The 23081-nt window shown below is 34.3% G+C and carries 23 protein-coding genes; 12 read left to right on the forward strand and 11 right to left on the reverse strand.

Going from position 1 to position 23081, the window contains the following annotated elements:
• Positions 1-108: 108 nt before the first annotated feature.
• Genes Q0893_RS16055 through Q0893_RS16065 form a run of 3 tightly spaced genes read right to left on the reverse strand, consistent with a single transcriptional unit; the run spans position 109 to position 2245 of the window.
• Entirely contained in the window at positions 109-1017 is a 909-nt protein-coding gene (locus Q0893_RS16055; protein WP_299277546.1) for a TIGR01777 family oxidoreductase, read from the reverse strand.
• Between the two features lie 54 nt (positions 1018-1071).
• A complete protein-coding gene (gene mnmD, locus Q0893_RS16060) occupies positions 1072-1749 on the reverse strand; it encodes a tRNA (5-methylaminomethyl-2-thiouridine)(34)-methyltransferase MnmD (protein ID WP_298903717.1) in 678 nt (225 codons plus the stop codon).
• A 1-nt stretch (position 1750) separates the two neighbouring features.
• Complete coding sequence (locus tag Q0893_RS16065) at positions 1751-2245, reverse strand: DUF4920 domain-containing protein (RefSeq protein WP_367180681.1); 495 nt, start codon at positions 2243-2245, stop codon at positions 1751-1753.
• Between the two features lie 143 nt (positions 2246-2388).
• Between Q0893_RS16065 and Q0893_RS16070 the strand changes: the two genes are divergently transcribed.
• Complete coding sequence (locus tag Q0893_RS16070) at positions 2389-3462, forward strand: branched-chain amino acid aminotransferase (protein ID WP_299277552.1); 1074 nt, start codon at positions 2389-2391, stop codon at positions 3460-3462.
• Positions 3463-3488: 26 nt separating this feature from the next.
• Here Q0893_RS16070 and Q0893_RS16075 read toward each other — a convergent pair whose 3' ends face one another.
• On the reverse strand, positions 3489-3875 hold the full coding sequence (locus Q0893_RS16075) for a nucleoside triphosphate pyrophosphohydrolase family protein (protein ID WP_298903720.1): 387 nt from the start codon (positions 3873-3875) through the stop codon (positions 3489-3491).
• Positions 3876-3910: 35 nt separating this feature from the next.
• Here Q0893_RS16075 and Q0893_RS16080 point away from each other — a divergent pair, with 35 nt between their 5' ends.
• The 5 genes from Q0893_RS16080 (at position 3911) to Q0893_RS16100 (ending at position 8251) form a co-directional block, all read left to right on the forward strand.
• Positions 3911-4096 (forward strand): hypothetical protein, encoded by a 186-nt coding sequence (locus tag Q0893_RS16080; protein WP_298903721.1) that lies wholly within the window; start codon positions 3911-3913, stop codon positions 4094-4096.
• A 272-nt stretch (positions 4097-4368) separates the two neighbouring features.
• Positions 4369-5403: a hypothetical protein gene (locus tag Q0893_RS16085; RefSeq protein ID WP_299277557.1), complete on the forward strand. Its 1035-nt coding sequence runs from the start codon at positions 4369-4371 to the stop codon at positions 5401-5403.
• A gap of 14 nt (positions 5404-5417) precedes the next feature.
• Entirely contained in the window at positions 5418-5867 is a 450-nt protein-coding gene (locus tag Q0893_RS16090; RefSeq protein WP_299277560.1) for a hypothetical protein, read from the forward strand.
• A gap of 39 nt (positions 5868-5906) precedes the next feature.
• On the forward strand, positions 5907-7631 hold the full coding sequence (locus Q0893_RS16095; RefSeq protein WP_299277563.1) for a sensor histidine kinase: 1725 nt from the start codon (positions 5907-5909) through the stop codon (positions 7629-7631).
• A complete protein-coding gene (locus tag Q0893_RS16100) occupies positions 7628-8251 on the forward strand; it encodes a response regulator transcription factor (protein ID WP_298903725.1) in 624 nt (207 codons plus the stop codon). The genes Q0893_RS16095 and Q0893_RS16100 overlap by 4 nt, the downstream gene beginning before the upstream one ends.
• A gap of 81 nt (positions 8252-8332) precedes the next feature.
• Here Q0893_RS16100 and Q0893_RS16105 read toward each other — a convergent pair whose 3' ends face one another.
• Positions 8333-10372 (reverse strand): dihydrofolate reductase, encoded by a 2040-nt coding sequence (locus tag Q0893_RS16105; RefSeq protein WP_299277566.1) that lies wholly within the window; start codon positions 10370-10372, stop codon positions 8333-8335.
• Between the two features lie 104 nt (positions 10373-10476).
• On the opposite strand from Q0893_RS16105, the gene Q0893_RS16110 reads away from it, so the two are divergent.
• Both Q0893_RS16110 and crcB read left to right on the forward strand, forming a co-directional pair.
• Positions 10477-11496, forward strand: coding sequence for an SRPBCC family protein (locus Q0893_RS16110; protein ID WP_299277569.1), 1020 nt, complete (start codon positions 10477-10479; stop codon positions 11494-11496).
• A 3-nt stretch (positions 11497-11499) separates the two neighbouring features.
• The gene (crcB, locus tag Q0893_RS16115; RefSeq protein WP_299277572.1) at positions 11500-11868 is read left to right on the forward strand and encodes a fluoride efflux transporter CrcB; all 369 of its coding nucleotides are present in this window, start codon (positions 11500-11502) and stop codon (positions 11866-11868) included.
• On the opposite strand, the gene Q0893_RS16120 is transcribed toward crcB, so the two are convergent.
• On the reverse strand, positions 11865-12470 hold the full coding sequence (locus Q0893_RS16120) for a DUF1684 domain-containing protein (RefSeq protein ID WP_299277575.1): 606 nt from the start codon (positions 12468-12470) through the stop codon (positions 11865-11867). The two genes, crcB and Q0893_RS16120, sit on opposite strands and share 4 nt — an antisense overlap.
• Before the next feature lie 229 nt (positions 12471-12699).
• Between Q0893_RS16120 and Q0893_RS16125 the strand changes: the two genes are divergently transcribed.
• Genes Q0893_RS16125 through Q0893_RS16135 form a run of 3 tightly spaced genes read left to right on the forward strand, consistent with a single transcriptional unit; the run spans position 12700 to position 15077 of the window.
• Entirely contained in the window at positions 12700-13911 is a 1212-nt protein-coding gene (locus Q0893_RS16125) for an MFS transporter (RefSeq protein ID WP_298903731.1), read from the forward strand.
• Positions 13908-14285: a VOC family protein gene (locus Q0893_RS16130; RefSeq protein ID WP_299277579.1), complete on the forward strand. Its 378-nt coding sequence runs from the start codon at positions 13908-13910 to the stop codon at positions 14283-14285. Before Q0893_RS16125 ends, Q0893_RS16130 begins: the two co-directional genes overlap by 4 nt.
• Positions 14286-14315: 30 nt before the next feature.
• Positions 14316-15077 carry a DJ-1/PfpI family protein gene (locus tag Q0893_RS16135; protein WP_299277582.1) on the forward strand — a complete coding sequence of 254 codons (762 nt, stop codon included), beginning with the start codon at positions 14316-14318 and terminating at the stop codon, positions 15075-15077.
• Positions 15078-15079: 2 nt separating this feature from the next.
• Here Q0893_RS16135 and Q0893_RS16140 read toward each other — a convergent pair whose 3' ends face one another.
• Both Q0893_RS16140 and Q0893_RS16145 read right to left on the reverse strand, forming a co-directional pair.
• Positions 15080-15634, reverse strand: a complete 555-nt coding sequence (locus Q0893_RS16140; protein WP_298903734.1) for a hypothetical protein — start codon at positions 15632-15634, stop codon at positions 15080-15082.
• Between the two features lie 40 nt (positions 15635-15674).
• A complete protein-coding gene (locus tag Q0893_RS16145; protein ID WP_298903735.1) occupies positions 15675-16118 on the reverse strand; it encodes an Lrp/AsnC family transcriptional regulator in 444 nt (147 codons plus the stop codon).
• A 116-nt stretch (positions 16119-16234) separates the two neighbouring features.
• Here Q0893_RS16145 and Q0893_RS16150 point away from each other — a divergent pair, with 116 nt between their 5' ends.
• Positions 16235-16630, forward strand: coding sequence for a hypothetical protein (locus Q0893_RS16150; protein ID WP_298903736.1), 396 nt, complete (start codon positions 16235-16237; stop codon positions 16628-16630).
• Here Q0893_RS16150 and Q0893_RS16155 read toward each other — a convergent pair.
• The 3 genes from Q0893_RS16155 to Q0893_RS16165 all read right to left on the reverse strand — a co-directional run bounded on the left by Q0893_RS16155 (position 16627) and on the right by Q0893_RS16165 (position 23062).
• Entirely contained in the window at positions 16627-18183 is a 1557-nt protein-coding gene (locus Q0893_RS16155) for a sodium:alanine symporter family protein (RefSeq protein WP_298903737.1), read from the reverse strand. The two genes, Q0893_RS16150 and Q0893_RS16155, sit on opposite strands and share 4 nt — an antisense overlap.
• A 92-nt stretch (positions 18184-18275) precedes the next feature.
• Positions 18276-19394: a hypothetical protein gene (locus Q0893_RS16160; protein WP_299277588.1), complete on the reverse strand. Its 1119-nt coding sequence runs from the start codon at positions 19392-19394 to the stop codon at positions 18276-18278.
• A gap of 257 nt (positions 19395-19651) precedes the next feature.
• Entirely contained in the window at positions 19652-23062 is a 3411-nt protein-coding gene (locus Q0893_RS16165) for a methylmalonyl-CoA mutase family protein (protein WP_298903739.1), read from the reverse strand.
• Between the last annotated feature and the right edge of the window lie 19 nt (positions 23063-23081).

A 23081-nucleotide genomic window follows, 5' to 3' on the forward strand; every position in this document is an offset into this window, starting at 1 on the left:
TAAGGATTCAAAAAAATATACGAAGAACTACGTATTGATTTTATATATAAAACAACCGATTGCGTTTAAATCCTGACTGGTTTAACGTTTTCAACTAAAATTGTACCCTCAACTAAAGATTTCCAACAGAGCTGGTTCTAGATGATGGTAAGTGAATAAGAAACCTGCATTTTCAATTTTAGAAGCACTAACGCGCTGACTTTCAAATAAGAGTATATGCATATCACCTAAGGCTAATTTCATCGCAAACTTTGGAATATTTGGTAGCACCAAAGGTTTGTGCAATATTTTTGCGACCGCCTTGGTTAATTCTGTGTTTGATACTGGGTTTGGGGCTACGGCGTTATAAATACCTTCTAAGTTATTGGTAACGGTGAAAACAAATAATTGAGCGAGATCTTCAATATGAATCCACGATTGCCACTGGTCGCCACTACCAAAAGCTGCTCCAGCACCAAAACGTATTGGTTTTGCAATTTCGGGCAAAGCTCCACCTTTTTTAGAAAGAACTAAACCAATTCTAATCTTAGCCACACTAATTCCTAGGGCAGAAAACTCATCTAAAGATGTTTCCCATTTTTGAACTACTTCTCCTAAAAACGATTTGGATAGATCTGATTCATCTTCTTCGTAATAATTGGTTATGGAATCAGGATATATTCCAATTGCACTAGCTGAGACAATGTGTTTAACAGGAAACTGATGTTCTATAATGGTCTGCTTTAGTAATCTAGCCGCCATGATCCTACTGGAAATAATTTCAGCCTTATAGCTATCTGTCCATCGTTTTGATATGGTTGCTCCAGCTAAATTAATTATGACATCAATCCCATCAAAACAACGTTCATCAATTTCATTTTTAACAGGATTCCAATAGAATCCTTTATAGTTTTCTTGTGTGCTAAGTTTAGTTTTGGAGGTTGTTAAATAATGAACGACAAGATTTTGGTCGTGGCAAACTTTAACAATTTCCCTACCAATTAAACCTGTTGCTCCTGTAATTAAGACCTTTCTCATAGCTAAGCAAATTTACAGAAATCCAGAACCATGCCCAGCTATTTTAGTAAGGGTTTAACGTTTCACTGCTCTGAGCATATGTCGCTTACCAGGTGGTCCTTGAAGTTTTTCTACCTCAAATCCCAATGACTCCATTGTTCGTCTTACATGACCAATAGCAGCATATGTAGTTAGTACGCCATTAGGTTTTAAAGCGCGATACATAAGTTTAAAAATGGACTCTGTCCAAAGTTCTGGTTGTACACGGGCTCCAAAGGCATCGAAATAAATCACATCAAATGCGTTTTCTTCTGAAATATCTTTAAAGAACATTTGCTGTTTTGTCAAAGTAAATACTTCCGAAATTCTATGTGGAGATTCCCATGAACAGTTATGTAAGATTTCAAAGTTATGCTTATCGGTTTGTAATTCTGAAGCATAATTAAGTTGTTTCAATTCATCCAACGTCACTGGATAGGCTTCAATACCAACATAATTAATACTTTGTTTTAATTCATTCGCCTTAAGCAATGTTAACAGTGCATTTAAACCAGTACCAAAACCAATTTCTAATACTGAAATATTGGTTTTAGGAAATGATTTATTTTTAGAATATAAAAAAAGCAAACCATGTTTAATATACACATGATTTGCTTCCTGTATCGCACCATGAACAGAATGGTACTGCTCATTCCAATCTTCTATTTGAATGGTTTTCGAGCCATCTGCGGTGGTAATTATTTTACGTTGCAAACTACTTAGTTTTCAATAAAACACCGTCTGCTAAAAATGAATACGTTTTTTTTGGTTCGGTAATTTTTGCTATCTCTTCTGGGGTAGCACCTCCATCCTCAGCATAATGACGTTGTTCATCAACAGGAACTTCATTTACAAAGGCTTTTCCATTAATAACCACTTCTTTACCTGAAATATCCTTAGGCATAAAAAAGCCATAGTCCTTAAACTTAACCATAACTTGTTCTCCATTAGGTAAATCTAATTTCATCCAACACCCTTTTGCCTGACAAACCTCATCCACCTTAGCAATCATCTTTGCATCAATCGAATCACCTACAGTCATATTTTCATAATGTACCGCCATACGTTTTGCTGGAAGAGCATCTGACGCTGTAATTTCTTTGCCAAAAGAAGTATAGGCAATATCTTGAAGCTCTGCTTTTTCTTCTGCATGAGCCACATTCTCAGCTTGTTTAGCCTCTTCTTTACAAGACACAAGAACTAAAACCACTAATACTATTGAAAAAATATGTTTCATTTTTATTGTATTTACTTAAAATTTATAAGCACCAAAGTTACGCTTTTTTTGTGAAAATATTATGTTTTATAACCCATCAAAAATGACTATTTTTGCAAAACACAAAACAACCAAAAATGTCAAATATATATACTAGTAATTTACACGTAGAAAAAGCAATTTCTTCAAAGCTTAAAGATGTTAATTTTGAAAATTTAGCCTTTGGAAAGACCTTCACAGATCATATGTTTATGTGTGATTTCATTGATGGAGAGTGGCAACAACCAAAGATAGTTCCTTATGGTCCAATGCCTATGGAACCTTCTGCTCGTGTATTTCATTATGGACAGGCTGTTTTTGAAGGTATGAAGGCATATAAAGATGATAATGGTGATGTCTTTTTATTTAGGCCTGAAGAAAATTTTGAACGTATTAACAAGTCTTGTTCTCGTTTGGCAATGCCAGAATTCCCTAGAGAGTTTTTCTTTGAAGGACTAGAAACACTTATCAATTTAGATAAAGATTGGATTCAGACAGGCGTTGGTAACTCATTATATATTAGACCTTTTGCCATTGCCATAGAACCTGTTATTGCGGCAGCACCTTCTCAAAGTTATCGTTTTATGGTTATCTGCTCACCTGTTTCTCCTTATTACAAAGGGAAAGTTAGAGTTTTAATAGCAGAACATTTTAGTAGATCTGCAGATGGTGGTGTTGGTTATGCTAAAGCAGCCGGAAATTATGCCGCACAGTTTTACCCAACAAAATTAGCACAAGACAAAGGTTATCAGCAAGTTATATGGACAGACTCTAATACGCATACATTATTAGAAGAGGCTGGTACAATGAATGTATTCTTTAGAATTAATGATACGCTTATCACAGCACCTACAAGTGACCGTATCCTAGATGGTGTCACAAGAAAAAGTGTCATTCAGTTGGCTAAGGATAGTGGCATTGATGTTGAAGTACGACCAATTAAGGTGCATGAAATTGTTGAGGCTTCTGAAAATGGCTCATTAAAAGAAATTTTTGGTGCTGGAACTGCTGCAGTTATAAGTGAAATTTCTGCATTTGAATTCCGAGAAAAAGTTCATGAAATTGAAGATTTGGGTGATCAGGGTTTTGCTGCTAAACTTAAAAAGCAAATGTTACATATCCAGCATAATCTGTCTGAGGACAAACATAACTGGAGATATCAAATAAAATAAAAAAAAAGAGCCTAACGGCTCTTTTTTTATGCTTCTAAAATTTCTTTTATATGAGGTTTAAAATAGTTTGGTCCCTTTAACACTTTTCCGTCGTCTCTATAAATAGGCTCTCCATCTTCGCCGAGCTTACTCATATTACTACGTTGGATTTCGTTAAACACTTCTTCAATTTTATATTGGAGCCCGTGTTCTATAATTGTACCACAAAGAATATACAACATATCCCCAAGCGCATCAGCCACTTCAACCAAATCATTAGCATCAGCCGCTTCTAGGTATTCTTCATTTTCTTCACGCATTAATTTATAGCGTAACTTATTCTTATCGGCACCTAAATTTGCTTTTGGTGTTTCTCTATGACCTATTTTAAATGCGGTATGAAATGCTTTAACAGCTTCTATTTTATCTTTCATTTTAATTGTCTTAATTTTGCCATAAAAATAGCTATATGTTTACTAATGGTCAATTGATTTTTGGAATTTTATTCGCAGTAGTTTTTGCTATCATCATTTTTGCTGCTTATCGAAAAGATGTAAAACTCCATAGAAAATACTACAAAGGAAGTGTTTGGGTGTTGATTGCCTTTATTGCGTTTATCCTATTAATTGCAGCCATTAAATTTGTGTTTGTTTAAGGCATAACGTTCTCGATTTGATGCTAGCGTCGGAAATTTCTTCCTAAATCTTGTTTTTTTTGTAACTTAATGGATTAAAATACCCATCATCAGGTATGTTTTAATATGCTACTGCGTTGCATATTTGTGGTGTTAACTAATTAATCCAACTATTATGAAGACTATTCCCTCTTGTTTTTTGCCACCCTACTCTCAAATTAAACATGATTATTCTTCAATACGAGCACACATTAATGTAACAGCATTTTTCTTTAACTCGTTAGTATAAAGTTATGACTAAACAAGAAGGCGAAATTTTACTAAACTTCATTAATGGTAATCCAGCCAGTAACGAAGAGATTATTGCGAATAGTTTGTTGATTTCAATCCAAGATGCTTTCATAGAAACTTTTGGAAATGTAAGTTGTTTTAAATATCTCGCTGTAATAAAAAAACCAAATGATCTTTTTGGGTTAGAATTATCTTATTATGATGACGAACCAAATTGTAAAGAAAACATAGCTCAAATGGTTGCGTTTATTAAAGCTAATTTACTAAATCAATTAAGCATATTTGTAACTCCAAAAATAATGGACTTTAAAAGGTTTGAAAAAGTCATTGATACATTACCTATAAAAATAGAGAAGTCCGCCTCAAGATTCGAATATCATCATAAAAATACAACAGTCAATTCTGAAGATGTAAATATTCGAAACCATGTGGTAGGTTCAAGAATTAATATTAAGGGAGAAAAACCTGGTGCACTTGGGGCTTTGTTGAAAATAAAAAAAAATAACAATCTATACTTATTAACCAATTACCATGTGATAATTAAAGGGAAGCAACCTTTAAATGAATGTGTTTATTCAAATGACACCTGTATAGCTCAAACATATTGGGGACTATATAATGAAAGTTATGATATAGCTATTGCAAAATTACACCATTCTAATTTTAAAAGTGGTGCTCCCGACTTTTTTTTCGGAGAAATCAAAGAAGTGAAAATAAATGATTCTGTTTCAAAATATGGACCAGAAGGCCCTGGGAGTGGTATAATCTATTCTTCTAAAGCTATTATTAAAGTAAAAAACAAAGTGTATAAAAACCAGATCTTAATTAAGGATTTACACCTAGTTCCAGGCGAATCTGGCACCCTAATAACAAGTACGGGAGAGCGCACGAAAGATGTCGTTGGATTACACTTCGCAGGAGATTATGAACTAGACATCTCAAATAATCTTTATGATCTATTTAATGGCGAAATAAAAGGCTATGTCGACAATGAAGGTAGAAACCATCCAACAATACATTTTGATTCATTTTACTAACAAAAACAAATTTTATGGAATTTATTAAACTAGACACAACAAAAACAGGAACTCAAAACTTACGTATTTTTAATTCTAACCCCTATGATTTAAATTGTAGTTTTGATTTAGACTCGAATAAAAACATAACGAGTTTGACCATAAGCATGGACGATTTGAATAGGCATAAACATGAAATAAAGAGTGCCTTGATTTGCCAAAACACCATTGATGGAAATAATACTTTTTATTATTTACTTGTGAATATGGAACGAGGGACTCATAAAAGAAATATAACCTTAAAACCAGGTGATCAAGGATATCCAAGTAGTATAAAAATGGTTAAAGGTGATATTATTTTTGTAGATTCATACGAATATGACAGTCAGAGCGATGAGATTGATTTATGTTCTAAAATAAACATATTTGATTATGACATCAATCCAAAGCACAAAAAAGGAAATATAATTGTAGGCAATCCATAAATGAAAGAACATTTTAGAAAATATATTTTTATTTTTTGCATGTCAGTAAGTACGTTTCTTACTGGCATTTGCTATTCTCAAGACACTCTTTTTGATGATTTATATATGGCCATTGAAAATGGCAATAGCGATAAAATTCAACAAGAGCTACAATCTATTGATACCAGTTTAATCAAACCTTATGATAAAGCAACATGGCTTTATCATTATGCTGATTTTGAATTTTCCAGAGACAATCATCATTTAGCTTACGAAGCAATAATGAAATCCAATAGTATATTCAATACATTAAAAGAGTTTGATGATCTTATTGATTGTTACATACTAGAACTTGCGATTCTGAGTCATCAAAATAACCTAAAATATGATCCCCGAGAAACAATTAAAAAACTGGAAGATTTAGCATTACAAAAGAAAGACACGAATGCCATAAGAGCAACATTTACAAACATTGCTATTAGTTTTATGGATATAGACAGAGCGGAGGAGGCTATTTCTTATTTTAGAAAAACCATCCCTCTAGCTTTAAGTTTAAAAGATTCGGTAAGAGAAGGACATGCCTATGCCAATATTGCTATAGTACACAATACTATTAACAATAACCTAGACTCTGCCCTATATTACAATGAAAAAGCAAAATCTATTTTGGAGCACTTTAACGATCATCAAAGTTTAGCTTACAACTACAACAACCTAGCAGATATACACAAGCAATTGAACGATTGCGATTTGGCCAGCAAGTATTTCCTAAAAGCAGACTCCATTTCTTTTAAAGATAATATTGCAAAAAGTAAAATTATCTTTTATGAAAACATGTCGAGTTTATATCTGGAGTGCAATGATTACAAAAATGCCTCCTTATATTTTGATAAGTTGATTAAACTGAAAGATAGCATTAACGAATTTGATCAGAATGTTGCCATAGAGCAATTAAATAACGAAAAGTTAAGAGCCAATAATTTAGAAAGCGAAGCCAATGCAAAGAAAAAACAGAACCTCGTTTATGGTCTATTGGGCATACTAGCCCTAGGTAGCATCATCGCCTTCCTCCTCTTTAAAAACACCAAACGCAAACAAAAACTTGCCGAGCAAGACAAAGAATTAGAAACCCAAAAATTAACTACGGTTTTAAAAGAGCAAGAGTTAAAATCTATTGATGCCATGATTGAAGGTCAAGAAAAAGAACGTCAACGCATTGCTAATGACTTGCATGACGATTTAGGTGGACTCATGGCCACAGTTAAACTCCATTTTAATGCACTTAAAGACAAACAAACGCCAGAACTTTACGATAAAACGAACCAGCTTATTGATGAAGCGTATGACAAGGTAAGAACTGTGGCTCATGCGAAAAACTCTGGTGTTATAGCCAAACAAGGACTATTAAAAGCCATAAATGATATGGCTGAGAACATTTCTGCATCAAATAAAATAAAAATAGATGTAATTGATCATGGATTGGAAAACCGTCTAGAGAATAGTCTCGAATTGACTATTTTTAGGATTATACAAGAACTCATCACCAATATTATCAAACATGCCAGTGCTACTGAAGCCACCATACATATTACGAATCATGAGGACAGTTTAAACATCATGGTCGAAGATAATGGTATTGGTTTTAACCCTAGTCAGGTCACAAAAACCAATAAAGGCATGGGGATTAGTAGTATTGATAAACGCATAGAGCATTTAGAAGGCTCGATGACTATAGAATCTGAAAAAAAACAAGGTACTACTATAATTATTGATATTCCATTATGATACGATTAGCCATAGCCGAAGATCATCAATCGCTTATTGATGGCATACAATTACTTCTTGAATATGAGGATGACATTTCTATTGTTGGCACTGCCAATGATGGTGAAGCGCTTTTGAAAATCGTCGAAAAGAAACGGCCTAATGTTGTATTAACAGACATAAGAATGCCCAAATTAGATGGTATTGAAGCCACTAAACGTATTAAAAAAACGAACCCAGAGATAAAGGTGTTATCGTTTTCAATGTTTGATCAAACTGATGCCATACAACAAATGTTAGATGCTGGAGCAACTGGTTATATTTTAAAAAACTCGTCGCTTAATGAGGTCTTAAATGCTATTCGCACAGTTGCTAAAGGCGAAACATATTTCGATGCAAATATTAACACTAATATTCTGTCTTCAGAAAACAAAACAAAAACTAAGGGCTTACTAACCAAACGGCAAATAGAAATTCTAGAATTAATTGCCTTAGGTAAAACGTCTCGGGAAATTGCGGATGAGCTTTTTATTGGTGTCCATACTGTTGATACGCATCGCAAAAACATGGTACGTATTCTAGGTTTACAAGGTAAAGGTGAACTTATGCGTTATGCTTTAGAAAAAAAATATAAGTTTTAGGTTGACCCTGTTCAATACACCTTGAAATAAAAAAAGGATGCCATTAATTAGGCATCCTTTAAATTTTTCAAAATATAGTATTTAGTTTTCTTCAGGAAGGAAACCGTATGTTTTACTATACTCTAACATCTGTCCTTCAAATGTATCCGGTTGTGTCACTTTAATTGATGTAATGTCTCCATCGTCATTCTTTTCAGCAACTAGAACAGGGTTTACAAAACCACTATAAGGTGCAGATGTAAATTGCTTATTACGCTCTAAAACTTCAGCATGAATATCTTGATCTACTTTTACACCATAGCCTTCTACCAAAGCCTCAACTGCTTCAAAATCACCTTCAGATTTAATACGTTGTGTTTCTCTTAAAAGCTGACCAAATAACTCATGTAGTTTTTCATAATCGTTAATATTGAAATAGGTTTTACCATCTCGTGTCACTTTTTCTATAACATTATCCTCAAGACCTTTCTCAAATACCCATGCAGATACCCATTGTCTATTTCGCATATGCGCTTCTTCTACGTCATCTCCAAGATTCAATCTAATTAACTGAGTCATAAGTCCGTTTCTTATGTAGCCATCGTATGCAGCTTTACCTACGGCCTTCCAATCTTCAACTAAACCTAGCTCTTGAAGTTTTGGATTGTATAAATAGTATAGTCCAACTAAATCGGCACGCCCTTCTTCTAATGTAGAGGCATAGTTTTTTAATGTTTCTTTAGTCTCACCAACACCCTTGTTTAATTGTCCAGATGCATGTCCAATTACTTCATGTAATGCAGTGTGTAATTTATCTGCCAATTGTCCGTATGCTTTCTCAAGTTCATACTCTTCTTCGTCATGAACAAATTCCTTTAATCTTCCGGTACTACCAGCATTATTGTAAGCATGGATAATATTACCCAATGATACAGATTTACTTCCAACTTCCTTTCTTATCCAGTTGGCATTAGGTAAATTCACACCAATAGGTGTGCTTGGAGATGCATCTCCAGCTTCACCAGCCACTGTTACAACTTTATACGTTACTCCAACCACGCTATCCTTTTTATGTTCGTCCATCAATGGAGAGTTATCCTCAAACCATTGTGCATTGTCAGAAAGTACAGCCATCTTCTTAGACATATCAAAGTCATTAATTTGAACGATATTCTCATAAGAACCTCTATATCCTAATGGGTCATTATAAACTTCAATAAAACTGTTAATATAATCTACATTACCAGCAGTAGCTGCTGTCCAAGCAACATTATAGTCATCCCATGTTTGTAAATCACCTGTTTTGTAATATTCAATTAGTAATCCTATGGCATCACCTTGAGCTTTATTTTCGGCAACTCCTTGAGCAAATTCTAACCATTTCACAATTTCATCAATTGCTGCTCCATATAAGCCTCCCGATTTATATACACGCTCTTTCAGAACACCGTCTTCTTTTACCAATTGAGAATTTAAACCATAAGACAAAGGTCTTTCTGAGTTTGGAGACACTTTATTTTTATAAAAACTCTCTACATCGGCGTTGGTTACATCTGGACCATAAAAATTAACCGCTGATAGTAATACATTGTCAACATCTTTTGCCTGATTTACTTTTTTAGAGTCTTTATCATTAAAAATGACATCAAAAGCCTCACCTTCAAGTGTGGTGTTCGTATCTGCTAATAGACTTTGCAGATAATCAGAAGAAAATTCTGGTTTTATTTTATCATTAGAATAATGATGATGTATCCCATTTGAAAACCACAAGCGCTTCAAATAAGTCTCAAAGGCTTTCCAATCATTAGATGTTTTATCACCTCCGTAATTAGCGTATACATTTTCTAGAGCATGTCTTATTTTCAAGTTATGTCTGTAGTTTTGATCCCACATAATATCCCGACCTGCTAAACCAGCTTGCGTTAAATAATATACTAATTTCTGCTCTTTTAAGGTCAGGTTTTCCCAACCAGGGATTTGGTAACGTAAGATTTTAATATCCGCAAATTGCTCAACATTAAAGCTAAATTCTTTTGTTTTTTCTACATCAGTCGTGTCTGTGTTTTCGCCTTTTTTATCTTCTCCACATGAGAACATAATACCAGCCATAACAGCACACACTAGTATAAATTTTAATTTCATTGTTAAATATTTAATTGTTGTCTCGCAAATGTAAACATTTATTAACATCTCCTAAAATTGATTATCTTTGAGTACCTAATTAATGTCACATCAAAAATCAAAAAATGAAAGCACTTAAGTATATTCTCTTTTTATTGCTCATCCTTTTTATTGGCTTGTCAATTTATGTAGCCGTTCAGCCAAATTCATTTGAGGTCACACGTACAAAAACGATTAACGCGCCAAGCAGTGTGGTTTACAATAACATTATAGACTTTAAAAATTGGGAATCTTGGTCCTCTTGGGTCGAAGCAGATCCAGACATGGTACTTACACTTCCTGAAAAAACTAGAGGAATTGATGGGTCTTATAAATGGGAAGATGCTGATGGCATCGGAACGATGAAAACCATAGACACAAAGGCCAATGAAGTAATTGTTCAAGAAATGCAATTTGCCGACTTCCCAAAATCTGCTATCACATGGAATTTAAAAGACAATACCAATGGTACTACGGATGTGACATGGTCTATTTCAGGTAAAGATTTACCATTTGGTTTTAAAGCGTTTTCAGCATTTATGGGTGGAATGGAAAAACAAATAGGACCACATTATGAAAGAAGTCTTGAAAAACTAGATAGTGTTTTAGTTGCAGATATGTCAAAATACAGTGTTAATGTAGAAGGAATCACCCAACATGGTGGTGGTTTTTATCTGTATAATACGACCTCTTGTAAAATGGAAGATTTTAAACAAAAAATGCAAGACATGTTACCAAAAGTTGGAGGTTATGCTATAGCCAATAATATTACAATGGCAGGAAAACCATTTGTTATTTATCATAAATGGGATGTAGAAAATAATGCAGTAATGTTTTCTTGTTGTGTACCAACAACCTCAAAAATTGTAACTAACGATCCAGACATACTCACAGGTCAAATAGAGCCTTTTAAAGCTGTTAAAACGGTACTACATGGAGATTATGATAATCTGAAAGAGGCTTGGGAAAAAGCGATGGCTTATATTGCCGAAAACAACTTAGTTCAACCTGAAAATGGGATGGCTATTGAAACCTACACAACAGACCCAATATCTACGCCTAATCCAGCTGAATGGACAACCGAAATTTATTTAGAAGTTGAATAACCTATGAAGCAACTTCTATTGGTATTTATTGGTGGTGGATTTGGGAGTGTTCTTCGATATCTTATTGGAAAATTTCTCAATGATTCTGAAAACGGTATCCCTTATGGAACATTTGCTGCCAACATTCTAGGGAGTCTACTTATTGGAATCATACTAGGATTGGCTGCAAAAAATGATGCCCTAAGTTCAAATCAAACTTTATTTTTAGCTACAGGTTTCTGTGGTGGTTTTACAACTTTTTCTACATTCGCTTATGAAAATCACCTTATGTTAAAATCTGGAGATTTCACTTCCTTTGCTATCTATACTATTGCAAGTTTTGCTATAGGTTTTCTAGCCGTATTCTTTGGAATGTTTTTAGTTAAATCTTAATGTTTGTCGAAGGTCTTAACACCTGCCTTTATTTCTAAATCTAAATAATTTTCTCTTGGCACTATAGGGCAAGAATAGCGTTCGTTATAAGCACAATATGGGTTATAAGCCTTATTGAAGTCTATAAGTATGCTATTGCCATCTGGAATCTTCAAATCTATATAACGTCCACCTCCATAGCTTTCACCTCCATTGGTATTATCTAAAAACGGTAGAAACAAGTAATCCTCGTAACCTTCTTCTTTAATTAAATCTTGGTTCTGGTAAATGTTCAGCTGATAGCTTTTATCATGAAGCTCAAAAGAAACCACACCATATTTTACATATTCTGGTAAACGACTTGTTGTCGTTTTCATTTTAAACACGTTTTCATTAGGCGTTCTTTTAAAATTAGCTTTGACCACAAACGTAGAGTCGAACTTAAAAAAATCTAAGCCCTTAAAGTTCTTTCTATCCTTTTCCTTTAGAGGCGACGTTGTAGCATCTTTGTACTCTGCGTTTATTTCTTTCTGAAATTCGGTTTCACCTTTAATGGGTCTCTTATCCTGTGAGCAACCTAATGTTGATACAAACATCACTAAGAGTAGTAAATTATGTTTCATAATTATATTTTTCATATCAAAAATACAACTTAAACAATTTTTTCATAGCTTTGGTGCACAATAATTAATAAAAATGCGAAACTATATCGTAACATATTCTCAGAGACAAAAGACCTCTTTTATAAAGAGTCGGGCCTCCTATATGCTATGATAATATAATTATATAACTAATCAATCATAAAAAGTCCGACGATATCGTCGGACTTTTTACATTTATACAACAACCAAAATGAAAACGCTTTTTAACAATTATATAAATACTTTTAGAGGACTCTCTAAAGAAGTCTGGTGGCTAGCACTCATGACATTTATCAATAGATCTGGAACAATGGTAATTCCGTTTCTATCTATATATCTCACCGTCGATTTAGAGTTTTCTCTTACAGATGTGAGCTGGGTTATGAGTTGTTTTGGTCTAGGCTCTGTAGTTGGAACATGGATTGGTGGTAAACTCACTGATCAAATAGGCTATTATAAAGTTATGGTCCGAAGCTTATTAAGTACTGGAATTCTATTTATAGCACTTCAGTTTCTTACTACATTTTCTCAAGTTTGCCTTGGAATCTTTTTAGTCATGGTAGTCGCAGACACCTTTAGACCAGCTATGTTTGTAGCCATGAGTGTTTATAGCAAACCTGAAAACAAAACACGATCAGTTACATTGATTCGTCTTGCTATTAATTTAGGCTTTTCTGCAGGACCAGTTCTTGGAGGTCTAATTATTGCGACCATAGGTTATAGTGGATTATTTTGGGTAGACGGTATTACTTGTATTCTAGCAACTTTATTACTAATAAGAGTACTCAACCCGAGAGTTGCAAAACCTATTGATGATAAAATTACAGAAAACCCAGTTTCAGTTTTTAAAGACGGACCGTTTTGGATATTTTTTGTTGCTATGCTTATTTTCGGAATTATATTTTTACAGTATTTCTCTACCATGCCCTTATATTACAAAGACATTCACCGTTTAACAGAACCTGAAATTGGTTTGCTTTTAGGGCTTAACGGATTCTTTATTTTCGTATTAGAAATGCCGCTCATTAAATGGTTAGAAGATAGCCGCTATACAAAAGTAGGCTTAATGTTATTTGGCTTATTGCTTACTGCACTAAGTTTTTATGTTCTGAATTTAACGAGTTGGATTGGCATACTTGTTATAGGCATGTTATTTATGACAGTTGGAGAAATGATTGCATTCCCTTTCTCAAATGCTTTTGCAATGAATAGAGCAAAAAAAGGAAAGCAGGGTCAGTATTTATCCATGTATATTATGGCGTTTTCAATTGCTCATGTTTTTGGTCATACTCTTGGCCTTAGATTGGTTGATAGCTTAGGGTACGATAACACTTGGTATGTCATGGTAGGTCTTGGAATTTTGGGTGTTTTACTTCTATTATACTTAAGAAAAATTCTTTCAACTAAAAAAGAGCTGACATGAATTTAAACCAAATCACAATACCGTCTTTAGATGTAGAAAAAGCCTCAGAGTTTTATAAAATTCTGGGGCTAAACCTCATCGTTGATGCTTTGCCTCACTATGTACGATTTGAATGCCCTGACGGAAATGCAACCTTCTCAATTCATAAGGTAGATGTATTACCATCTGGAAATCGTATTAGCATTTACTTTGAAGAAGACAATCTCGATGACATAGCAAGTCATCTTCAACAAAAAGGAATTATATTTACCTCTGAACCTGAAGATAAAGATTGGCTATGGCGTGAAGCCCATTTGTACGATTTAGATGGAAATCATATTATTCTATTCAAGGCAGGCGACAATAGAAAAAATCCGCCGTGGCGTATTAACTAGTTATATTTTGACAAGTACAAATTCTAAATTATGAAACACACTATTTATATTTTGATATTGCTCTTTTTTGTGAGTTGTAATATTTCCGAAGACAAGAAAAACGTAAAAAATGAGCAAACAAAAGTCAAAGATTTAGATTCGGAAAAGTACGTTCCTGTGCTAGAACCCAACCGATACAATGTTGCTTTTTTAATAATGGATGGTGTTTATAATACCGAATTAACCGCGCCTTTTGATATTTTTCAACACACTATTTTTAGAGATCGTATTAAACCTATGAATGTATTCACAGTAGCAAATACAAATGCGCCTATTGTAACTTTTGAAGGCATGCGTATTTTACCCGATTTCAACTATACCAAGGATGATTTACCAAAAATAGATATTCTTGTAGTGCCAAGCGCTGAGCATCATTTAGATAGTGATTTAGAGGATACTGTAATGATTGATTTTGTGAAACGTATTGACAAAGATGCACAGTTTATCACGTCGCATTGCGATGGTGCTTTTGTTTTGGCTCAGGCCGGACTATTAGATAATGCTGTATCAACAACATTCCCTAGCGATATAGATACAATGCGCGAACGTTTTCCTGAATTAGATATAAGAAAAGATGTACTATTTGTTCATGATGGCAAATACATCACATCGGCAGGAGGTGCGAAATCTTTCGAAGCTGCACTATATTTATGCGAACACCTCTATGGAAAAGACATTGCTAAAAGTCTAGCAGGAGGTCTTGTAATTGATTGGGAACTTGATAAAGTTCCGCACTTGATAATTAAAAACTGAATTTAGTTTTTATAATTATTATCTTTTTCAAGGCGCTTTAGTTTTTTACCTCGGTTTCGTTTTCTTTCAAGAGTGGCTAAACCATCTTTAATGATTAATTTAAACTTCTCTTGATCTGTTTTCAATTCTTCTTCTGTAAACACTTTAGGCTCTTTTTTTGCCATTAATTTTTGGATACGTTTAAACTGTCTTTTATGACTGTAATCTACCAATTTATACTTAACACCAACAGTCATTAATCCAGGAACTCCATTTGCTTCAACAAAGTAAATTTTTCCAGCTTCAAGATTTGCTTCTAGATAATCTGTGTTTTCTGCTTTCACCCAAAACATATGTTCTCCTGGCTCACACTCATAACGCATATAATTTACGCCTTTAAACTTTCCTAAATACGTCGTATTATCAAAAAATCTAAAATTTAATAGTCCTCCAACACCGCTTGTCCTCATGAAATAAATGACGCTCTTTCCTTCAGTAGGTGGTTCTATAGTAACTTGAGCATTAATAGAAAAAGTAAATAAAAACAAACAAAATAATGTGCTGCATATTAATTTCATAAAAGGGCTTTTTTTTTAAGATGATTACAAATATATATTTTTATTTTAATGGTTTTACCTCATTGTGTTTTACCACATGAGACAGTACAATTTGAGTTTTGGTTTCACCATAAACGATGAGTTGATCAATAAAGGATTCGAGATGCTTTTGGTTTTTTAAAACAACTTCCATTACGATATTTTCATTACCAGTTATGCGATAACAATTAATCACTTCTTGATATGTTTTAACCTTCTCTAAAAACGGCTTTAGCATACCCATAAATGCTCGTAATGTAATCAAAGCCTTAAGTTGATAACCTACTTCAAAAGGAGAAACTAAGGCGTTGTAATTTTCAATAATCCCGGCATCTTCCATTTTTTTTATACGCTCGGACACTGCAGGAGAGCTAATCCCAACTTGCCTCCCAATTTGAGTGTTCGATTGCCTCGCATTTTGTTGAAGGCATTTTAAAATCTTCCAATTTAAGGAGTCTATATACATTTAAAGTAATTAAAAAATATACGTTAATAATTAAATCAAATATACGATTTTACTTTAAATATTAAAGTGAATTGTCATGACTTGTTACTAATTTTGTTACCATTGCTATTGAAAAAATGAATTATAACCTACCATCGAACTTATCAGAACTGCCTATATATCAAAAGGCTATGGATATTCTTGTATTATCAAGAAACATTTCCACGTACATTAATCAAGATTTATCATATTTGAGACCAGATGGTTCAGAAGATACCGATATCTATTTCTCAGGAGACATCATTCAGCAGTCTGAATCTTTAGCTCCTGAAATAGAAAAGGCACAAGCAGAGCGCTTCTCAGATAAAAAACATAAGCATCTAGCTTCTATAGAGCGGCTAACACACCGTTTACATCTCAACTGTAATCGTCTACAGCACTGTAATAGTAATGGTAGGGACTATTTACCAATACTTCAAAGTGAACTTAAAAAGTTTAAACGTTTGCAGCGCAGTTGGATGATGACACTTTAAGCGCTTTTCTTTAATTTGTCTTGTATTAGTGATTTATATTTTGATAATTCTGCTGCAACCTTTTTGCGAAGTAAAAATAGACCTATCATATTTGGCACTAGCATGGCAAATACCATTGCATCGCTAAAATCTATGACAGCGGTTAATGTTGCTGCTGCACCAATTACGGTAAATACGCAAAACAACAACTTATATGTATATTCTGTTTTTTTTCCTCTTCCAAAGAGAAAGCTCCACGATTGATACCCATAATAAGACCAAGATATCATAGACGAAAAAGCAAATAAAATAACTGCAACAGTTAGCACGTAGGGAAACCAAGAAATACCACTTTCTAAAGCAGTTGCTGTTAAAATAACACCTTGCTCAAAACTTATTTCTGCACTGGTATCGACCTGTCCTGTAATTATCAAAACAAGAGCGGTCATTGTGCATACCAAAACCGTATCAATAAAAGGTTCTAGTAAAGCCACTAATCCTTCGCTAGCCGGATGTTTAGTCTTTACAGCACTATGAGCAATAGAGCTACTACCAATACCAGCTTCATTACTAAACGCTGCACGTTTAAACCCTTGAATAAGTACACCTACAAAGCCGCCTCCAATACCTTGTGGACTAAATGCTCCATCCCAAATTGCGACAAATGCGTCTGGGATCTTAGAAAAATTTATACCTAGAATTACTAAAACGGCTAGTATATAAACCACAACCATTACTGGTACAACCTTATCTGTAACCTTCGCAATTTTTTTAATACCTCCAATAATAACTATACCAACAAATATGGCCATTACGAGTCCGAAAACCCAACCATTCCCAGATAAAAAACTGGTTTCTCCTCCTGTTACATATTCAAATAATTTAAAAGCCTGATTCACTTGAAACATATTTCCTCCGCCGAAGGAACCACCAATACACATAATGGCAAAAACAACCGCAAGGAATTTACCCAATTTCGCAAGTCCTTTTTCAGATAGTCCTTTTTTAAGATAATACATAGGGCCGCCATAAACAGTTCCGTTGCTATCGACTTCTCTGTATTTGACACCAAGTGTGCACTCTACAAATTTAGACGACATGCCCAACAAGCCTGCTAAAACCATCCATAACGTCGCTCCAGCTCCACCAATTGATAATGCAATGGCTACTCCTGCGATATTCCCTAAACCTACAGTTGCAGATACTGCGGCAGTTAAAGCCTGAAAATGACTTACTTCTCCTTCTCCATGCCCTTCAACCCTAATTGTATCTGGTTGATCGCCATCTGCTGTTCGTACTGAGTCTGAAACCGAAATGATCCCAGACTCCTCTAAATCATCATAATTACCTCTTACAACTTTAATGGCCGTAAAGAAGGCTCTAAAATTTATAAACCTATAGTACAATGTAAAATAGCCTGCTCCTAAAATGAGTATGATGAGCACCCACGGAATACCAACGGTTTCAGTAATTGGTATTTCGGCAAGAATAGCATCAACGAACCATTGTGTTCCGTTGCTAAATTGAGTATTAATCTGTTCGTCTAATGATTGATTTTGAACTAGAAGTATCATGAATGAAGTTTTTGGCAAATTGCATTGAAACTTCAAAAAGTGAATGGTTACGTAGTGCTGAAATTTTAGTCTAGCACTAGTTAACCATGTACTTACTCATTAAACTTTATGGTAGCAAACTGAAGAAAATTATGCTCTTTTGCATAAGCTATTAATTGCTCTTTACCCTCACTGCCCTTTATATTGAGCATCTTTTTTATTTGATGAATGTGCGTTTGAAACCCATCTGCACTAATATGCATCTCTTCAGCAATCTCTGTATAAGATTTATGATGACCTACAAGAGCCAAATTAGCTAAGACCTCCTTTTGTCTATCAGAAAGCTCAATTTTATGCAATTCCCTCAGACCAATCAACTCTTTTTTCATGCTTTTAATGGTATCTAAATGGCTTTCATTTGCTAATGTGATCTTTTCTATGTCAAGTTGTAACGACTTATTGTGTTCTGTTAATTCGTTAACTATCGATTGCTGCTGTTCTTTTTCAGAAAGAAATTTCCAACTATAAAGTAAAATTGAAAACAATAAAATAAAGAGAAATTTAAACGAAATGGCTGTAATACTCCCAACAACGCTCCAAAACTGTTGATCGATTACTTGTACAACTTGATCTTGAGGGATAATACGATGTGATACTGCAACTATAATAAGAAGAAACAATGCGAATGTTGGTAAATACATAAACTTCATCTGCCTACTCTTAAACGCTTTATTCAATTCATAGAGCAATGACAATGCTACAAAAATTGAAATCGGTATATCTATGAGCCAAATAAAATTATTACTTATGGTTTCATTATTATAAGATGTCGCAACAAAGACAAAGGTAATCATACCTAGAACACCAGAATAAAGTAAGATGAATTCTTTAGTTGAAAAACGCTCAATCAATCTCACAATAATCCCTCTTTTAGCATTGTGTTCAATAGATGGTAAAGACAGTAAGATAAACAGTGAATTAGCTAACGAGATAACAACTCCAAAATAAATAATTAATTTATGACTAGCAGACCAACCTAAAACACTAGTAAAGACGCTATTAAATACTGCGCCTAAACCCCATACAAAAATCGCTAGTCCAAACCACTTAATACCATTAATAGCTTCTTTGCTGGTGCCTCGTTTCTGTTCTTTTATAAATATTCTCTGAATAATTATTGCCGTAATAATACAAACAATCGATGTTACAGTATATTCTATTATTGAAAGCATTAATCTTTATTTGGAATACTAAATATATTAAAACTTAATCGGCCTTTAATAATTTAATGAACTTTCTCTTTGCCTTAAATTTTTGAAACTCTTGAATGTTATGATATCAACTTCTAGAATTTTGCAGTAAAGATTTTAGAACGACATGAGGTTCAACACGAAAATATAGCTCTGATTTCACTATTTAAAATCAATTATTTATATAAAAAAATCCCGAAATAACTTCGAGACTTTTTTAATATTTGATAGATTTCTAATTACATATTTCTTCTATATTGTCCTCCTACTTCAAACAAAGAAGCAGTAATTTCCCCTAATGAACACACCTTACACACGTCCATTAAAGCTTCAAAAATATTTTCGTTATTAATAGCTTTATGCTGTAAGTCTTTTAACAACGTCTTGGTATCGTTAGCACTATGAAGATGTTCTAATGTATTAATTTGAAATTGCTTTTCTTCCTCAGTTGCCCTAATTACCTCAGCAGGAATAACCGTTGGAGAACCTTTAGAACTCAAGAAAGTATTAACACCAATAATTGGGAACTGTCCATTGTGTTTCAATGTTTCATAATACAAACTCTCTTCTTGAATTTTGCTTCGTTGATACATTGTTTCCATGGCACCAAGCACGCCTCCTCGTTCTGTAATACGATCAAATTCAAGAAGCACTGCTTCTTCAACAAGATCTGTCAACTCTTCAATAATAAATGACCCTTGAATTGGATTTTCATTTTTAGCCAAACCTAACTCCTTATTTATAATCAATTGAATTGCCATCGCTCGTCTAACCGATTCTTCTGTAGGTGTTGTAATCGCCTCATCATAAGCATTGGTATGTAATGAATTACAATTATCATAAATGGCATATAAGGCTTGAAGCGTTGTACGAATATCGTTAAAATCAATTTCTTGAGCATGCAAACTTCGTCCAGATGTTTGAATATGATATTTCAGCATTTGCGCTCTTGCGTTAGCGCCATACTTATGTTTCATGGCTTTAGACCATATTTTTCTAGCCACGCGACCAATAACGGCATATTCTGGATCAATACCGTTTGAGAAGAAAAAGGACAAATTGGGTCCGAATTTATTGATATCCATTCCTCTCGATAAATAATACTCAACATAGGTAAATCCGTTAGCCAATGTAAATGCCAATTGCGATATTGGATTAGCACCAGCTTCAGCAATATGATATCCTGAAATAGACACCGAATAGAAATTACGCACATTGTTCTCAATAAAATACTCTTGAACATCACCCATTAAACGCAAGGCAAATTCAGTAGAAAAAATACAAGTATTTTGTGCTTGATCTTCTTTTAAAATATCGGCTTGAACAGTCCCTCTTACTTGGGCAATAGTTTTTGTCTTGATATCCTGATAAATATCAACTGGCAACACCTGATCTCCTGTAACGCCAAGAAGCATTAATCCAAGACCATCATTCCCTTCTGGCAACTCACCATTGTACTTTGGGCGTTCTTTGTCTTTATAAAGTTTAGCTATTTTCCCTTGAACTTCTTTTTCTAAACCATTTTCTTTAATATAAATTTCGCACTGTTGATCGATAGCTGCGTTCATAAAGAATCCAAGCAACATAGGCGCTGGCCCATTAATTGTCATACTAACCGATGTCATAACATCAGCTAGATTAAAACCAGAATATAATTTCTTAGCATCATCCAAACAGCAAATAGACACACCTGCATTCCCTATTTTCCCATAGATATCTGGTCTGTGATCTGGGTCATTTCCATATAATGTTACACTATCAAAGGCGGTAGATAAACGTTTAGCAGGTAATCCCATACTTACGTAATGAAAACGACGGTTTGTTCGTTCTGGTCCACCTTCTCCTGCAAACATACGTGCAGGGTCTTCGCCAGTTCTTTTAAAAGGATATAATCCAGATGTATATGGAAACTCACCAGGAACATTTTCTTGCAATGTCCATCGCAAAATATCGCCCCAAGCCTGATATTTAGGCAAAGCCACTTTAGGAATTTGCGTATGCGACAAAGACTCTGTATGCGTTTCAATTTTTATTTCCTTATCACGAACTTTAAATGAATATATTGGGTTTTTGTACTTATTAACTTTCTCATCCCAACCTGTAATTACTTCCCAATTATAAGGATCTAAATTAAGTTTTACTCTATCAAATTCTCCAACAAGCAACTTTATAAAATCTTTATTCTCGTTAGACGTTAAAGACGCTGAATCAATACCTGCCTTGTCTAATTCTGGTTTCTCTCCAATAACCGACTCTAAGGTTTTATAGATTCCATAGAGCTTTTGAGCCACTTCCACCTGTTCGTTAGCTGTTTTATCATAAGCACGATTATTTTCGGCTATTTCAGACAAGTAGCGTGTTCGAGACGGAGGGATCACAAAAATCTTTTCACTCATTTCGTTTGAAATATGAAAAGTTGATTTTAAGTCGGTATCTGTTTTTTCTACAATTTTATCCATTATCGCTTTGTAAAGCGTATTCATTCCTGGATCGTTAAATTGTGATGCAATAGTTCCAAACACAGGCAATTCATCTTGCGGCGTATCCCAAAGATTGTTATTACGCATGTATTGTTTTTTAACATCTCGCAAAGCATCCAAAGAGCCTCGCTTGTCAAATTTATTGATAGCAACCAAATCGGCAAAATCTAGCATATCAATTTTCTCTAGCTGTGTAGCCGCTCCAAATTCGGGTGTCATCACATATAAAGAAACGTCACTATGTTCGATAATTTCGGTATCAGATTGTCCAATACCAGATGTTTCTAAAATAATTAAGTCAAATTCTGCTGCCTTTAATACTTCAACAGCCTCATTAACATATTTGGATAGTGCCAAATTAGATTGGCGTGTCGCTAAACTACGCATATATACTCTAGGAGAGTTAATGGCATTCATTCGAATTCTATCACCTAAAAGTGCACCTCCTGTCTTACGTTTTGAAGGATCTACAGAAACGATACCAATCGTTTTTTTAGGAAAATCTATTAGAAAACGTCTTACAAGTTCATCAACCAAACTTGATTTTCCTGCACCTCCTGTTCCTGTAATACCTAGTACAGGTGTTTTTGAATTTTTATTTTTTGTATGAATTTCATCCAAAGTCGTTTTGGCAACGTCTGGGAAATTCTCTGCCGACGAAATAACGCGAGCAATAGCTTTAGGGTTTTTGTTTGGAAGGCTTTCCAATTCCCCATTAAGCGCATCTCCAATGGCAAAATCAGATTGCTCTACTAAGTCGTTAATCATTCCTTGTAAGCCCATCTCACGGCCATCATCAGGAGAATAAATTCTCGCAATACCATAGTCCATAAGATCTTTAATTTCAGAAGGCAAAATAACGCCGCCACCGCCGCCGAAGATTTTAATATGACCAGCACCTTTTTCCTTTAATAGGTCATACATGTATTTGAAGTACTCATTATGACCACCTTGATATGACGTTAAGCATATAGCATTAACATCTTCTTGTATTGCCGTATTTACAACCTCTTCAACGCTTCGGTCATGTCCTAAGTGAATAACCTCAACACCTGTTGACTGGATAATTCGACGCATGATATTAATAGATGCATCATGACCATCAAAAAGAGAGGCTGCAGTTACAATTCTTACTTTATACTTTGGATTATATGGTGCGACTTGCTTCATTCGTAAAATTATGATGTTT

Source organism: uncultured Psychroserpens sp. (genome assembly GCF_947494225.1).
Classification (GTDB): domain Bacteria; phylum Bacteroidota; class Bacteroidia; order Flavobacteriales; family Flavobacteriaceae; genus Psychroserpens.